This is a genomic window from Paenibacillus camerounensis, from assembly GCF_000723885.1.
Taxonomy (GTDB): Bacteria; Bacillota; Bacilli; order Paenibacillales; family Paenibacillaceae; genus Paenibacillus_AQ; species Paenibacillus_AQ camerounensis.
The window spans coordinates 48637-64261 of record NZ_CCDG010000039.1 but is presented as its reverse complement, the minus strand read 5'-3'; the positions used below and the strand labels follow the sequence as shown (position 1 = coordinate 64261).

Sequence of the window (15625 nt, the reverse complement as noted above, 5' to 3'; positions counted from 1 at the left end):
ATTATCCAAAGCCCGCCGGACTCCCGGAGGGCTTTTTTGCATGAAAAATCTATTTTTTCGACAATATCTCTGATTTACTAGAATTTTCATATGGGATATTATGAGATTGCTTGTCTGTTCTTTGGCGGGAGCAAAGTGCAGCAGTAATTTGATTATTTGCTGTTCGGAGGAACGGCATAGGAGGATGTATTTATGGGCAGGAAGCTTCGGGGATTAATAACGGGGGCGCTGGGAATCAGCATGCTGCTAGGCGCTTTAGGAACGGCGGGAGCAGCGGCGCAAAGCGGTGGCAAGGATTATGAAGGCCACTGGGCACAGAAAACGATTGAAGTCTGGCTGGAAAAAGGCGATCTAAAAGGATTCCAGGATGGTTCAGTTAAGCCTAACCAGCCAATAACAAGAGCAGAATTTATGGCACTGGTCAACCGTTCTTTCGGCTTTATAGCAGAGAGTAAGATCAGCTTTACGGATGTTGCTCCTGCCAATTGGGCATACAGTGAAGTGGCAAAAGCAGTTGCTGCCGGATACATACAGGGTTATGACAATAGAATACGCCCGGGCGACCCGATTAACCGTCAGGAGGCAGCAGTAGTTGCGGCCAAGCTTCTCGGACTTGCAGAGGGAAATATTAATGAACTTCAGACATTCCGTGATTCCGGAAGCATTGCCCAGTGGGGCAAGGCAAGCGTTGCTGCCGCAGTTAAGGCTGGTGTGCTCAAAGGCTATCCTAACGGGACCTTTGCACCCGGGCAGGCGCTGACCCGGGCAGAATCTCTGACACTGATTGATAGCGCAGCTGCTCAGGTGCCGGCTGTTCAGCCGTCAACTGCTCCAGTAGCGTCAGCTACAGCCTCGCCGAGTCCGTCACCAACCGCTATAGCAACCCCAGCAGCGGCAGCAGGCGGGGGAGGCGGGGGAGGGGGAAATCCGGCTCCCGTGGACCCTGTGCCGACGGTGACCCCATCAGCAACGCAGGCACCTACGGCAACCCCAGCACCTACAGCGACTCCGGTACCTACGGCAACCCCAGTACCTATAGCGACTCCGGTACCTACGGCAACCCCAGTACCTACAGCGACTCCGGTACCTACAGCAACCCCGGTACCGACAGTTTCTCCAGTCGATATTCCATTGCTGGACATTGGTATTAAGGCTTTTCCAAATTCAACTGTAACACATGGTGTCTACCTGGAGGTTGACTATAGTGGGCTGCCTGCATCCTTGAAGAATACGGGGGCTTCCGCTACATACTATATAACGGATGATCCAATCAGCGCCAGAGACCTGAAATGGGCGGTTAAAACTAGAAGGTCTGTTGTTACGCTGCCCATAGTGGCCTATCCGCAGAATTCATTTACTAGGGTTGAAGTTCCTGGTCTATTCGTACCCGCAGCAGGAAAATATTATGTTAGTGTCGTTATAAATGCACAGGGTGAAGCGCGTGGCTACTATTCCGAGGAAATCAGCATACAGCCTAATTTAACCACTGTTTCCGATTCGTTTTCCAGGCTGGAAGGCGGTGTATCAATTAAACAAGAGAAACAGTACTTTGACGTTTCTATTAATGGCGGATACCATTATACGGACATCATAGATGTCACGGATGTTCTGAAGAATCAGTCCGCAGGTGCAGTGTATTATAGCATTTCTCCCAAGTACCGGTTTAACAGAGAGGTTAAGCTTAATATTAGCGATTATCTTGCGGGTTCGCTTAATCTCTATAATTCTGACAGTGTAAGAGTAATTGATGCGAATTATCCGTATTATGCGAGCATTGATAACGTTCCGCTGGCTTGGGTAAACTATGACATTAGTAAATATTATAATGAGCAGGAATATACAATTATTTTCTATAACAAGGACCTTCAGGCAATCAGCTACTATGAGGGTAAAGTTCAGTTGTCGGATGAGCTTGCGGTCGAAGCTGTACAAAAAAGAATCAGTGAAATCGGCAGTAAGCCGGCTCTTGACAATGAAAATGCGATCATGAGTGCGGCCCGGGCTTATTATCAGCTCGATAATTCACTTAGAGCGGAAATCAGCGAGGCTGATAGAACCAGCCTGGAGAATGCGGTTGTCCAGCTGGATACAATGAAAAACGCAGGTCCGCTCGGCAGCAGTCTTCCACTGGTATCTGTTTCTATTACGGATCAGCAGAATACAATAAACGGTAACAACTTAATGGCGTATTCGGCAGAATTAAACGCTGAAGCAAAATTCATTTCCTTCTACATTACTGATAGCCCGTTTACTGCCGAGAATTTGCGAATTGCAAGTGTATATGGCTGGCAGGAATATTCCGGAATTGTATATCTTCCTGTAACTGGACTGCAGGGTAATCACTATGTAACGGTGGTGCTTTATGATAAGAATGGACAGCCTGTACGATATGCAACGCAGCAGATGGATTTTGCAGTAAAAACGCCGGTTTGGGACGGTTCAGCCACAGCTGTCAATGAGGGGGTTACTTTGGAGCGGACATACAGCCAAGGCAGCTTGACGGACTATGTGTTTTACCAGGATTATACTAGAAACCACCCTGAGGCGGTCTATATTACTTCTGCTTCCCGCTCCGAGCTTGGATCTGATCAGGCTTTCAGCCCGGAAAATGCTGTAAAACAGCTCAAGCAATATTACGGTAACGGCAGCTATCCTCTTAGCCCGATGTATTCTTTAGAAAACGTACCGCCTACCGGCTATAGCGAAGACTATATCGTCATTTTCTACGACAAAGATTTCAAAGCAATCGGCTACTATATCGGCACTCTGGCTGATTAAACAGCCGCTCATAATCCCCCTCATCCCTGCATAGGTTCTTACGGAGAAACGGGGGGCAGCGGATGATACTGGGAAGCTTGATACTGGTGCTAATTATCGTCGCGGGCAGCAACAAGGCAGAGTCGGTGGCCGGATTAAATCACCCTGATGACGGCAGCGAGTAGGGCGGAGTGATGGACTTCTTTTGGAAGCTGAACATTTCTTATGCTTTTCGTGGTTCAAGTAATTTCCAGCGGTTTATTGGGTATAATAGCTGCATTGCAGCACGGTTGGACTGCTGAAAATACGGGCTTATGCGGAGGTCATATGGAGAACGAGGCACTGCTGCAGGTTGAAAAATTAGCACTCAAGAAACAGAAAATTTTTGATCAAAGTGTATGGCGTTATATCGCCAGAGCCATGCTGGCCAGTATGTTCATCGGCTTCGGAGTCATTGTGGCCTTCAAAACAGGGAATTTCTTCTACATGGAGCACTCCCCGATGACCTATCCGATGGCTGCCATTACCTTTGGAGCTGCGATTATTCTAATTTCGTACGGCGGCGGAGATTTATTCACCGGGGATACCTTTTATTACTCCTATGCCGCTCTGCGAAAAAAGATGCAGTGGACTAAAGTGGTGCGCATGTGGGTAGTCAGCTATCTCGGGAATATTCTTGGCGCAACGGCATTTGCGCTGCTGATATTTTTGACCGGACTGTACGATGATTCAAGTGTTAACAGTTTTCTGCTGAACGTCGTAGCCCATAAAATGGAGGCGCCGGCGCTCCAGCTGTTCTTCCGGGCTATCCTGTGTAACTGGCTCGTTTGTCTGGCATTTTTTGTTCCGATGTCTATGAAGCATGACGGGGCTAAAATGTTCGCTATGATGCTGTTTGTCTTCTGCTTCTTTATCTCCGGCTATGAGCACAGTATCGCCAACATGTGTACCTTTGCTATAGCGCTGGTGCTGGATCACCCCGGAACCATTTCCTGGGGCGGTGTCGTGCACAACCTGGTGCCGGTTACCCTCGGGAACCTGATCGGCGGCGGTGTACTGATGGGCGTCATGTATTATTATGTGAACAAGCCGTTTCTGGACAAGGACCCTGGAGATCTGCACTAACTATAATGCAAGTACATTCTTATCTGTATCCAAAAAGACCCTGCTCCTCAAACCGGAGCAGGGTCTTTTTGGTGCTGTTCACTATCCGTGCATGTATCTGCTGCCGGACGGAGCTACCACTTGGAGCCGCCGGAATTCCGGCCGGATTTGCCGCCTCCGCCCCAGGAAGAGCCGCCGGAGGAGCGTCCGCCTCCGCCGCCCCAGGAGGAGCCGCCCGAAGAACGGCCGCCGCCGCCGAAGCCGCCCGAAGAGGGCGGGCCGGAGGACATCCGCTTACGGGCCTGCTCTCTGCGCTGGCGCTCCCGCATCATCGCAAGCTGAGCCTGGCGCTCAGCCTCCTCCTTCTGCCGCACCAGCCGGTTCGCCTCCTCGGCAAATGCGGAGATCTGGGCGGCATAGGAGCGCCCGATCGTCTCCAACTCATCGAGGTTATAAGGGCGGGCGGCCAGCCTTGATTCAAGCTGTCCGTACTCCGGCAGCAGGCTGGCCTGGAATCTGCTCCGTCCGGCTAATCCCCTGCTCTCCAGCAGCCGCTGGGCAGAGTCTGCCCGGCTGAGGCCCTCCTGGAACAGTCGTTTCACGCCCTCCAGCCGTCCGTTCAGCTCATCCAGGCTTTGCGAGATGCTGCTGAACTGTCCCGCCGTCTCCTCCTGCAGCGTAAGCAGCCGGTCCAGCCCGCTTCGTGCATTATCGTACTCACCGCGCTCGTCGCTGGTCCACGTCTCAATCTGCGGCACCTCACCTGCACCTTGGCGCAGGCGGGCACCGGAAGCGTCCAGCACCTCGGCAATACTTGCAAGGTGCTGCTCTGCAAACCGGGTCCGTGCTTCTGCCAGCCGGCTCTGCAGCTCATTACGCCGCTGGGCCAGCCCGCTCCAGCTGCTGCGGACGGTCTCCAGATCACGCCGGTTGCTCTCACGGAGCTGCGCCTGGCGTTCCGTCATTGCAATAGCCTCCTGAACGAGCATATCCATCGTTGCAGCAATGCTTCGCACCTGATCCATATCCCCGCTGCGCAGAGGCTCCCGCAGCGTCTCTGCGGCGGTGCCGGCCTGATCAAGGTTGTCATATGGCTTGATCTTCATATTGTGCAGGGAGTTCTGCTGAATGATTCCGGCAATCTTCGTGCGGGCGGCAGAGAGGACGCTGCTGAAGCCCTTCAGCTTATCATCATAGTGATCTACATCGCGCAGATCCTGCTCAATCTGTTCCTGCTGTTTCCGGGCTTCGCCGGTAATGTCCTGCGCGGCGATGGGATCAAACAGCTCAAGCTGATCAGCTTTGGCAGTTGCCTCAGCCAGATCTTTAAGGTCGTCAGCGATTTCCTGCAGCGCATAGCCGGTATCCTTGACCGTATCCTGCAGCTCCCGGTCCAGCTCAGGAGCATCCTGCTTGAGCTCGGTAATCTGCTGCTTCACATTACGGTCGGCATCGCTGATAACTGCAATCTGCCGTTCCTCATCCTCAATCCGGGTACGGAAGGCAGCCGCAGTCTGCTCCGCCTGAGTAATTGCAGTCATAAGCGCAGACAGCTGATAGATTGCCGGCTGCGGGCTTCGGCCTGTGCCCTGCAGCGCTGAGATCTCGATCAGCTGTGCATCCAGCCGCCTGGAAATACCGGCAACCATCTCCCCGGTCTTGCCCTGTACGATGCCTTGAAACGGCTGCAGCGTCTCGATCGCCCTGTTCGTCCGTACAAGTAAGTCTGCCAGCTGATCCTGCAGCACATTGAGCTGTCTGCGGCGGCGCTGGCCGGTAATCAGCACATACAGTATGAAGGCCAGCAGCGCCGCGCCAGCAGCAATCGCGCCGATGGCCAGCAGCGGCAGCCCGGATTTGCCGCTGTCTCCGGCTCCGGTATTCCCGCCTGTCATTCCGCCTGAGCTTCCGGCTCCGGTATTCCCGCCTGTCATTCCGCCTGAGCTTCCGGCTCCGGTATTCCCGCTGACCGTACCGCCTGAGCCGCCAGCCCCTGTGCTCCCTCCGCTGCCTTGGTTGCCGCCAAGGGACTGCAGCTCTGTAATCAGGGCGCTGATTCCTCCGGCAAAGTCGCCTTCTCTTGCAGAGGGGATGAAATAAGCGTCTATAATACCGGTGATAGCCGCACTCCCTGTGCTCCCGCCCTGGTTCTGCGACCAGGCATTAATCGTATTCTGCAGCGAGCTATTAATGAAGTTCAGCTCAACCTGCTGATCACCGGCGGAGATCAGCAGCAGAATATCGCGTGCAGTGAGCCCCCAGCTGTCATAGACATCGCTTGCATAGTCGGTCGCATTTGCGCCGTCCAGCGAATCTATAGTCAGCACATGGAAGGTATAAAGGTCCCCGGCAGCCGCAGCAGCAATGGCCTCTGCCTCCCCGGCGGTGAGCATCCCGGCCTGGTCGGTAACTAATCCCTGCTGTGCAGGGAATCCGGCAGCCTGAACCCCGGTCGTCCACAGGACGCTGAAGATCAGGAATAAAGCGAAGATTTTTTTCAAATTGAGCACACTCCGTTCAAAGGGACTATGGCCCGGTTTATTATTGTGATTATACCCCATTACCCACTGGAATCAAAAAAAACCGCACCCCCCGTAACACGGGAATGCGGCATCTGCATTGCTGCTATCTGGTTTGCAGACAGAGGATATATTGCAGTCGTGACTTAATTTCCTTCTGCCATTTCAGGTCTCCGACTTTAACGGCAAGATTGAGCAGGTCCAGATAATCGTCAACCTGTAGTGCTGTCCGGGTAGTGGCTGCGTTCATGGGTGTTCAGTCTCCTTTGACTCAATATAGTGAAGTGAATGAATAGTTTGAATTTAATAATGATAATCATTATCACTGGTTAATGTTATTATCCACATTCTGCTCCCAAAAAGCAATACAAATTTAAAGGTTCTATCTGTATTTCCGAAAAAAGCGGTCCTAAAACAAACGCAGTTGCACATTTTATCACAATTAGCGGGAACCCGGCAGGAATCCTACCAGATTTTGTCGAATGAATCTTGACTACCAAACCCCTAGCCGATTTTTGGGAAGAAGGAGATTTGCGATGAAGCGGTGTAAATTTTTGCTTCTGATTAGCATCTTGCTTATACTGGCACCGCCTGCTGCCGCTCACGCTGAAAGACAGGATATTAAGTACCAGGCAGAACTTAATTATCCGCCGTTTAAGTATATTCAGAACGGGTATCTGACCGGGTTCGATATCGACCTGACCAGCATGATTTTTGAGAAACAGGAATATCAGATCCGCTACAGCACCGGAGACTGGGAGCAGACTATCAAGCTGCTTACAGCCGGGGAGATTGACACCACCGGACTTATGGCTGTAACGGAGCAGCGGAAGAAGGATATTCTGTTCTCCACACCGGTATTTAAAAGCTACATCTCCGTATATTCACGGCAGGCGCTCAAGGACAAAGTAACGCTGGACATGCTGGCAAATTACAAGGTAGGCGTAGGCAAAAGCCAATATACCGCTGCTTTGCTGCAGAGTAAGGCGGGAATCTCCCAATACATAGAATACCCCACTGTACCGGATGCGCTTAACGCACTTGAAAGAGGCGAGATTGACCTGCTGTTCGAAAATCAGGGGGTTGTCGATTATCTGATTGTCGAACGCGGCCTGACCGGTAATATTATCCGCAAGCTAAGCAATCTGTACCCGGTGGATGTGGCTTATGGTGTCAGCACCTCTTCTCCGGAGCTTGTTCCCTACATAAATGCAAGGCTGAAACGGCTGCAGCGGTCAGGGGCGTTCGAGGAATTATACCAGCAGTACTTCTTTACTCATTCTGCAGGCTACAATGCCATGATTAATGACCGGATCATCTTCGGTATTGTAATCGGCCTGTGTATTCTTCTTTTCGGGGTCGTATCCATGAGGATGTATATCCGGCGGCTGAGAAGGACGATTTATGAGGAACAGGAATTTTTTGAGGATGTAATTGAGCATACCGGAATGATTGTGTGGGCGGTAACCGGGGATCAGCGGACCATGCGCTTTAACCGGTTTGCAGAGAAAATGACCGGACTGAAGGAGACTGAGGTGCTGGGCAGGAAGCTCGGCGAGCTGCAGGAGCTGAATGGCGGTGTCTCACTGCTCCACGATCTGCTGAACCGGGCGGTCTATCAGGATTTTGTCAACAACGTTGAGCTGAAGCTTCCTGAGCATTCGCCGGAGGCGAGGGTTTTTTCCATCCGCACCACACTGATCAAAGGAATGGATGCCCAGGATGAGGATGTCTACCTGCTGGTAGGGCTGGATATCGACGACTGCAAGCAGAATGGGCTGAAGCTGCAGCTTAGCTACGAGGAACTGGAATCTACATATGAAGAGTTAACGGCAACAGAGACGGAATTGCAGGAGCAGGTATACAGGCTGAGTGTAAGTGAGCGCCGCCTGCGCCTGACATCTGAGGGGTCCGGTGCCTATATGTGGGAGCTGAACTGGGAAACCGGGTTCTACAAGCTCTCGGAACGCTGGTATGAGGTCATGGGGTACACAGAGGATGAGGTTAACGGGTTTGAAAAAGGGGTTCTCAGCATCATTCATCCGGAAGACCAGGAATCAGCGGATAAGGCTAGAGAGGCGCATCTAACCGGCAGAACTCCGATCTATGAGACCGAATACCGCATGCGTACCAAAGACAACCGCTATATCTGGTTCGAAGTCCGGGGCAAGGCCATCGTTGATCCTGCTGACAAGCTGAAGCTCTTCAACGGCTCGCTGATTGATATCAGCAGACGTAAGCAGGTTGAACTCAAGCTGAATAACAGCTATCAGGAGCTGGAAGCCACCTATGAGCAGCTTACGGCGACCCAGCAGGAGCTTGTAGAGCAATATGATATGCTGCTGGAGAATCAGAAGCATATGCACCGGCTGGCCTATATGGATTCGCTCAGCAATCTGCCTAACCGCATCTCCCTGCTTGAGGCAATGGAGAACTACTTCCGGAGGCCCGGCGGTAAGGCGGCGCTGCTGTTCGTGGATACCGATAATTTCAAATATATCAATGATACGCTGGGCCATAAATCCGGGGATATCCTGATCCGCAAGGCAAGTGAACGGCTCCAGTCGCTGCTCCAGGGCAAGGCGATGCTCTCCCGGCTTGGCGGCGATGAATTTGTGGTCTTTATCGAGGATGCGGACGAGCGTGAAGCGGTGCTCAATCTGGCAGAGGCGATTATGCGCGCTTTCCGCAGATCCTTCCTGATCGGAGAGAGCAATCTGTATGTGTCTGTCAGCATCGGTATCTCCTTCTATCCGGAAGACGGAGAGACAACGGAAGAGATTCTTAAGAATGCCGATGTGGCAATGTACCGGGCCAAAGAAGAAGGCAAGGGCACCTATGTTATCTACGACAAATCGATGCACACCCCGTTTAATGAACGGATGCATATTGAAAAGCACCTGCGCAGCGCGATGAACAATAATGAGTTTGAGCTGCATTATCAGCCGCAGGCAGATATTAAGACAGGCCGGATAACAGGATTTGAAGCCTTAATCCGCTGGAACAGTCCTGTGCTCGGATTCGTATCGCCGCTCTCCTTCATCAAGATCGCTGAGGATTCCAGGCTGATTATCTATATCGGGGAATGGGTGCTGCGTGAAGCCTGCGGCTTTATGAAGAGTATTCATGAGCGCACCGGCAAGCTCTACAAAATCTCCGTCAATATCTCTATCATTCAGCTGCTGCAGGATGACTTCGTTGAAGTGGTGCTGGACAGCCTGCTGGAAAGCGGGCTTACGCCAAGCTGCCTGGAGCTGGAAATTACAGAATCGATCTTTATGGAATCGTTTGAGAGCACGGTCAGCAAGCTGGAATTCCTCAAGTCACGCGGTATCCGGATTGCCCTCGATGATTTCGGGACGGGCTATTCCTCCCTGAGCTATCTGCAGCAGCTGCCGATCTCTACGCTCAAGATGGACAAAATCTTTATCGACTCCCTGGCCGATCAGGCATACAGCGAATCCTTTGTTCAGACGATCATTGTGCTGGGCCATAAAATGGGGCTGGATGTAGTAGCCGAGGGAGTGGAGGATGCCGCCCAGCTGGCTTTCCTGCACGAATCAGGCTGTGATAAGGTGCAGGGCTATCTGATCAGCAGGCCCGTACCGCCGCGGGGAGTATGGGAGCTTCTGGAGCAGCTGCCCGGCTGATAAGCGCAAAGCCGGCGAGGTTTACATACATGAAACGGATCTGCGTACTGTGCAGATCCGTTTTATTTTACTGTATATAAGAATCAATGGATTATTGCAGGACAATCCGGTTTTTACCCGTTTTCTTGGCTTTGTACAGGGCATCATCTGCCTGCTGGAAGGTATCACTTTTGGTATCGCGTACCGAGAAGTCATGCATGCCGATGCTCACGGTGACAGACTCTCCGTTCATCTCTTCAACCGGCATCGTGGCTATACCTATCCGGATCTGCTCCATAATACTGCAGGACTCATCCAGCTGCTTGGCAGTCAGGATTACCACAAATTCCTCGCCGCCGTACCGGGCGGCGAAATCATCAGTGGCGATATGCTTCAGGACAACAGCTGCGACCTGCTTGAGCACAATATCTCCCACCCAATGTCCGTACTGGTCATTCACCTTCTTGAAATTATCAATATCAAGAACGGCAAGCTGCATCGGAAACGGGTTATTCTGCTGGTGGTCAATCAGCCAGCCCAGATATTCGTGGAAGGTTTTGTGATTATACAGATCGGTCAGCGGATCAATCTTGGACAGCCGGTCCATGATAATATTCTGGATACGCAGGTCCTGCTCCGACTTCACAGAATCCTCCAGGGATTGCATAAGATCCTTCCCGCGCCCGATTACTCCGAAGCCGGCCAGTGAGGTTCCGGCAAAAATCAGGGCGATCATAATATGCTGAATCCGCAGTGTATATTCGTAAACCGGAGTGTTAATGAACAGCATAACGGTATAGAGCAGACAGATCAGCGAGGAAGCCTTCATATAGCTGCCCTTGAGATAAATCATGGATACCAGCAGAGGCAGCAGCATGATAAGCGGCTTGACCTCATATTCACTGCTGAGATTGGTGATAATCAGGATGGCGTAGATATGGCTTGCGGCGACAATCGCAAATTCCGAGAGTACGGGCTTCCATTTATAGATGGACTCCAGAGTGAGGATCAGGATGAGGATGACGGAATCAGGTATCAGTATATGGATGACAAAATATTGTCTGTCCGTGAATTCAGGTCTATGGCCCCACATGGATAGTGAGATGAAAAGCTGACTTGCCAAATATACCAGCAGAACCATCCAGAAGGTATTGAGGAGTACCCGGTTCCAGTAGCTTTGGCGAGGAGTTGGCGGTGGGATGTGCATACACATTTCCTCATTTCCAGTGGCAATATCACTATATATTCGACAAAAAAACCGCTGATCCTCCCATTTCCTGTGAAGATTATAATGTTCGTGTTTTGGTCAATTACACACACATTTACAATGGATGATATCATTTTTACATCAAAAACACGAATTATATATGCGGAAATGCCTTGACACATTCGGGTGATTTCTGTAGAATTCCTATTGGCTCATAAAATAAAGTGAAGCTGTTCGTATATCCCCGGAGATAAGGTTTGGGGGTTTCTACAGGGAACCGTAAATTCCTGGCTACGAATAGGGTGCGTTCTGCATACCTATGAAGAGTCGGGATTTTTTTGTGTGTAAATCACAGAAACGGCGAAAGAAATTGCGGCGTTTCTTCCTGGGAGGACAAGAGAACAGATGAGTAAATATGATGTGATTGTTGTAGGGGCCGGCCCGGCCGGAATCTTTGCCTGCTATGAACTGACCCGTAAGGCACCGGACCTGAAGATACTGCTTGTAGATAAAGGCCATGATATATACCGCCGCAGCTGCCCGATCCTTGAAGAGAAAATCAAGCTGTGTCCGCCGGCATCCGGCCGCAAGGAATTTGCAGGCTGCCTGCCTGCTTGCTCCATTACGGCGGGTTTTGGAGGCGCGGGCGCTTACAGCGACGGCAAGTTCAATATAACAACAGAATTCGGCGGCTGGATGACGGACTACCTGGCACCATCCAAGGTGCTGGAGCTGATCGAATATGTGGATGCCATTAACCTTGAGCATGGCGCTACCCCGGCCATTACCGATCCGACGACGGACAGCATCCGCAGCATTGAGCAGCGCGGTTATGCCGCCGGTCTCAAGCTGCTGCGTGCACAGGTACGCCATCTGGGCACCGAGCAGAATCTCGAAATTCTTAAATCCATCTATGAATATTTGAAAACACGGATTGAAATGCTGTTCAAGACCGAGGTTCAGGACATTGTTACTGTTAAGGAAAATGGCTCCCACCGTATTACCGGGATTACGCTGAAGAACGGAGAAATCCATGAGGCGGATAATGTAATGATCGCCCCGGGCCGTGACGGCTCCGCCTGGCTGACTGAAGTGCTGAAGAAACGGCGGCTGAAGATGTACAATAACCAGGTTGATGTCGGGGTCAGAGTCGAAACCTCCGATGTGGTGATGCGCGAGATCAATGAGCATCTGTATGAAGGCAAATTTGTGTTCAATACCTCTGTCGGCACCCGGGTCCGGACGTTCTGCAGTAATCCGTCAGGCCACGTTGTTGTAGAGAATCACAGCGGGGTCATGGCAGCCAACGGACATTCCTATAAAGATCCTGCGCTGGGCTCCAAAAATACGAATTTTGCTTTGCTTGTCTCACATACCTTTACAGAACCGTTTGATAAGCCAAATGAATACGCCAGGGAGATTTGTAAGCGGGCCAATGATTTATCTAACGGCGGTGTAATCGTCCAGAAGTACGGAGATATCCTGCGCGGGCGCCGTTCTACAGAGACCCGGATTAAGGAAGGGTTCCTTGAGCCGACGCTGAAAGAAGCCGTTCCGGGTGATCTCGGTCTGGTCCTGCCTTACATTACTATGAAGAGCCTGATTGAAATGGTGGAGGCACTGGAAAAAGTAACGCCGGGCATTGCTTCCGAGCACACGCTGTTCTACGGCGTTGAGGCGAAGTTCTATTCTGCCCACCCTAAGCTGACAGAACAGCTGGAAACGGAGATTGCCGGACTGTACTGCGGCGGGGACGGCGCCGGAATTACCCGCGGACTGGCCCAGGCCGGTGCCGCCGGAGTGTGGATTGCCCGCGGAATGCTGGAGCGGGCAGCGGTTCACGTCTAATCTTGAAGCAGGCTGATTAACTAACGGGCTGTCCTTTGATGCATGCTATTGCAGAAGGGACGGCTCTTTTATAATGTGATGAAAATACTTCCTTTATTTAACTACACTGATATAATGTTAGAATACATAACATAATAGAGTGGAGTGGGAGTATAAATGCGGGTTCTCCGGAGTGGAAATGTCCTGGCCGTTCTGCTGTTGCTGGCGGTTGGTCTGTACGGATTGTGGATTGAGATCAGCTGGCTGCATAGGCTGGTGTTTCTGGTGCTGGCGGCAGCGCTTGGCGGGCTCGTATGGAATACATACCGCGCCGGAATGTATAGAGACAGACAGCTGGAAGAGGCCAGGGATCAGATTGAACGGCTCGGCAATGAGATTGTAGTTACCTCAGACAGGCTCCACGGCGCGCTTGAGGAGATCAGCCGCCATACTGAGGGGCTGCAGCAGACAGCAGATTACTCCCATGCCTACGAGGTAGACCTGCAGATCCGGAGCAATGAAGCCAAAGCTAACATTGAGGGGGCTTTTGCGACAATGGGCGGTGCGGCTGAAATGACTGCACAGATCAGCAGGCTGACAGAGCGGCTCTTAGCAAGCATGAATGATGCCAGCCGGGGCATGGCAGACATGGTCGGCTCACTCCGGAATACAGATGAGGTTATGGCCGAGCTGCAGCAGAGAAGCGGTGATATGCTGGATGAATTCACTGTGCTTAGCGGACATATTGCGGTGGTGGAGGAGATTAACTCTTTAATTGTAGGAATTGTGAATGAGACCTCCCTGCTTGCGCTCAATGCTTCCATTGAAGCAGCAAGGGCCGGAGAGCAGGGGCGGGGATTCGCTGTGGTTGCTGCAAGAATCAGACAGCTGGCAGACCAGAGCAGAAGCTCGGTGGAACGTTCGTCAGAGGTGCTGCTGGACATTAACAGCGGAGTCCGGCAGGTGCTGGACTCGGTGGCTAAAGAGCAAAAGGCAGTCTCTCATGGTGTGCATGAGGTTGAGACGGTGAAGCTTAGGCTCTCCGATGTATCGGCCAGAATGGAAGAGGTCGGAACTGCAGTGATTGATACAGTGGCTGCAGCCTCCCGGCAAAGTGGACTTATCGAAGCGGCAGCCGGTGAATTGAAGGGCGCTGTCGGTATTGTCAATGAAACGATCGCCGGAGTAGACCTGACCCTTGAGCAGGTAACGCGGCAGAGATCACAGATCGGCCAGCTTAATGAGATCAGCGCCAGCCTGCTGAGTGAGTCTCAGGCTCTGCAGCAGTCGGTGAGCCAGATAGCCGGAGAAAATGCTGTCACAGCAGACGGGTATACAGGGCGGCTGGAGGAAATGCAAATGGTGCTGCAGGAGCTGTCGGCCAGACAGGAGCTGTATGTACCGGATTCAGCAAACCACGGGATTGTACTTACTGCCTGTATGAAGCGGGTGCCGGAGGTGCAGGCGATCTGGTCTAACCGTACGGACGGGACGTTTATTTTCTCCGAGCCTGCAGCCGGACTGATGAATGCGAAGCGGCGGGATTGGTGGAGCGGAGCGATGGCTGAGGGCGAATATGTCTCCCGGCCGTATGTCTCAGCCATTACCAAGCGCTCCTGCATTACCCTGTCGCGGGCAATTAAGAACAGCCAGGGAGATACGGTTGGTGTAATCGGGATTGACCTGGCGGTATAAGGCGCCCGCAGCTGCAGGCCCGCAGCTGCAGGCCGGCAGCTTGCCTGCGGTGCAGCGGGAGAAAAGAATGGACGCGCGTTGATACAGCAGCTGTTCCCCTGGGGGAGCGGCTGCTGTTTTTCGGCTGGCAGAAGAAACTATCTGCAGACCGGTTAACTTCACGGTGCGGTAATAATCCGCAGCTGAGGCCATACGGCCTGCCAGTTCTTTTTGATGATCCGCTGCGTGTAGACCTCCTGTAAATACGGGTCGGAGCTGAACCGGGGGGAAGGCCTGACCACAAGACTGATAACATCATTAATTCCATGTGGGGCAGCCAGAAGCAGCTCACCCTGCGCAGTAAGGGCCAGTCCCAGTGAGGTTACCGTCTCAGGGAAATTAGCCATTCCGTCTGTAGAGGAAGTGTATGGCGGCAGGCTGTTAACGGTATGCATTCTGGCCTGATTCTTCACGGACCACGGAATGGCACTGTCTATCGCCCGCAGCCGGGCTTCCAGCAGCTTTTCTGTCTCTTCCCGCAGATCAGCCGGATCGTAATAGATAACATCCACATCGGCAAGCGGCGTTCTGCTGTTGAAGCCGTGCTGGATATCCCATACCTTGGAGCGTACAAATCCGGCGCAGACCCAGCAGTCCGGCAGTCCAAGGGTATTCACGGCAGTCAGTATATCCATCATCCACGGGTCTTTTTGTACAGCCTGGAGCAAATCCTGTTCATTAGTAATTTCATTAGTAATCGGCAAAAGAGAAGCACCTCCATAACGTGATTCGCCGCGCAAAGAGCCTGCAGGCGGTGACAGCCATTCTTTTATTATATGACTTCGTGCGGCAGACGAATATGAGGGAAGCGGCGATGTCAGATTGCTAACGGGAAGGGGCAGACTCTA

General features: G+C 52.1%; 9 protein-coding genes and 1 riboswitch. Of the genes, 5 read left to right on the top strand and 4 right to left on the bottom strand.

Annotation, left to right across the window (positions count from 1 at the left end; all coding sequences use genetic code 11):
* Positions 1–192: 192 nt before the first annotated feature.
* Together BN3772_RS14810 and BN3772_RS14805 are read left to right on the top strand one after the other, a co-directional pair.
* Positions 193–2778 carry an S-layer homology domain-containing protein gene (locus BN3772_RS14810; protein ID WP_052380515.1) on the top strand — a complete coding sequence of 862 codons (2586 nt, stop codon included), beginning with the start codon at positions 193–195 and terminating at the stop codon, positions 2776–2778.
* Between the two features lie 306 nt (positions 2779–3084).
* The gene (locus tag BN3772_RS14805) at positions 3085–3882 is read left to right on the top strand and encodes a formate/nitrite transporter family protein (protein ID WP_042200348.1); all 798 of its coding nucleotides are present in this window, start codon (positions 3085–3087) and stop codon (positions 3880–3882) included.
* Positions 3883–3995: 113 nt separating this feature from the next.
* Here the strand turns inward: BN3772_RS14805 and BN3772_RS14800 are convergent, their stop codons facing one another.
* Together BN3772_RS14800 and BN3772_RS30925 are read right to left on the bottom strand one after the other, a co-directional pair.
* Positions 3996–6362 (bottom strand): TPM domain-containing protein, encoded by a 2367-nt coding sequence (locus tag BN3772_RS14800; RefSeq protein ID WP_042200347.1) that lies wholly within the window; start codon positions 6360–6362, stop codon positions 3996–3998.
* 124 nt (positions 6363–6486) lie between these two features.
* Positions 6487–6630, bottom strand: a complete 144-nt coding sequence (locus BN3772_RS30925; RefSeq protein WP_167336675.1) for a hypothetical protein — start codon at positions 6628–6630, stop codon at positions 6487–6489.
* A 286-nt stretch (positions 6631–6916) separates the two neighbouring features.
* On the opposite strand from BN3772_RS30925, the gene BN3772_RS14795 reads away from it, so the two are divergent.
* On the top strand, positions 6917–10030 hold the full coding sequence (locus BN3772_RS14795; protein ID WP_052380514.1) for an EAL domain-containing protein: 3114 nt from the start codon (positions 6917–6919) through the stop codon (positions 10028–10030).
* A 91-nt stretch (positions 10031–10121) separates the two neighbouring features.
* On the opposite strand, the gene BN3772_RS14790 is transcribed toward BN3772_RS14795, so the two are convergent.
* On the bottom strand, positions 10122–11216 hold the full coding sequence (locus tag BN3772_RS14790) for a GGDEF domain-containing protein (RefSeq protein ID WP_042200346.1): 1095 nt from the start codon (positions 11214–11216) through the stop codon (positions 10122–10124).
* Positions 11217–11430: 214 nt separating this feature from the next.
* A riboswitch (purine riboswitch) is annotated at positions 11431–11530 on the top strand.
* A 91-nt stretch (positions 11531–11621) separates the two neighbouring features.
* On the opposite strand from BN3772_RS14790, the gene BN3772_RS14785 reads away from it, so the two are divergent.
* The gene (locus BN3772_RS14785) at positions 11622–13064 is read left to right on the top strand and encodes an NAD(P)/FAD-dependent oxidoreductase (RefSeq protein WP_042200345.1); all 1443 of its coding nucleotides are present in this window, start codon (positions 11622–11624) and stop codon (positions 13062–13064) included.
* A gap of 156 nt (positions 13065–13220) precedes the next feature.
* A complete protein-coding gene (locus BN3772_RS14780; RefSeq protein ID WP_042200344.1) occupies positions 13221–14738 on the top strand; it encodes a methyl-accepting chemotaxis protein in 1518 nt (505 codons plus the stop codon).
* Positions 14739–14896: 158 nt separating this feature from the next.
* On the opposite strand, the gene BN3772_RS14775 is transcribed toward BN3772_RS14780, so the two are convergent.
* Positions 14897–15481 carry a nucleotidyltransferase family protein gene (locus BN3772_RS14775; RefSeq protein WP_341872574.1) on the bottom strand — a complete coding sequence of 195 codons (585 nt, stop codon included), beginning with the start codon at positions 15479–15481 and terminating at the stop codon, positions 14897–14899.
* Positions 15482–15625 lie beyond the last annotated feature (144 nt).

What these genes read in the sequence shown, in the direction of transcription:
- BN3772_RS14785 (WP_042200345.1), top strand. Translation starts at nt 11,622, where the DNA reads ATGAGTAAATATGATGTGATTGTTGTAGGGGCCGGCCCGGCCGGAATC.
- BN3772_RS14780 (WP_042200344.1), top strand. Translation starts at nt 13,221, where the DNA reads ATGCGGGTTCTCCGGAGTGGAAATGTCCTGGCCGTTCTGCTGTTGCTG.
- BN3772_RS14810 (WP_052380515.1), top strand. Translation starts at nt 193, where the DNA reads ATGGGCAGGAAGCTTCGGGGATTAATAACGGGGGCGCTGGGAATCAGC.
- BN3772_RS14795 (WP_052380514.1), top strand. Translation starts at nt 6,917, where the DNA reads ATGAAGCGGTGTAAATTTTTGCTTCTGATTAGCATCTTGCTTATACTG.
- BN3772_RS14805 (WP_042200348.1), top strand. Translation starts at nt 3,085, where the DNA reads ATGGAGAACGAGGCACTGCTGCAGGTTGAAAAATTAGCACTCAAGAAA.
- BN3772_RS30925 (WP_167336675.1), bottom strand. Translation starts at nt 6,630, where the DNA reads ATGAACGCAGCCACTACCCGGACAGCACTACAGGTTGACGATTATCTG.
- BN3772_RS14790 (WP_042200346.1), bottom strand. Translation starts at nt 11,216, where the DNA reads ATGCACATCCCACCGCCAACTCCTCGCCAAAGCTACTGGAACCGGGTA.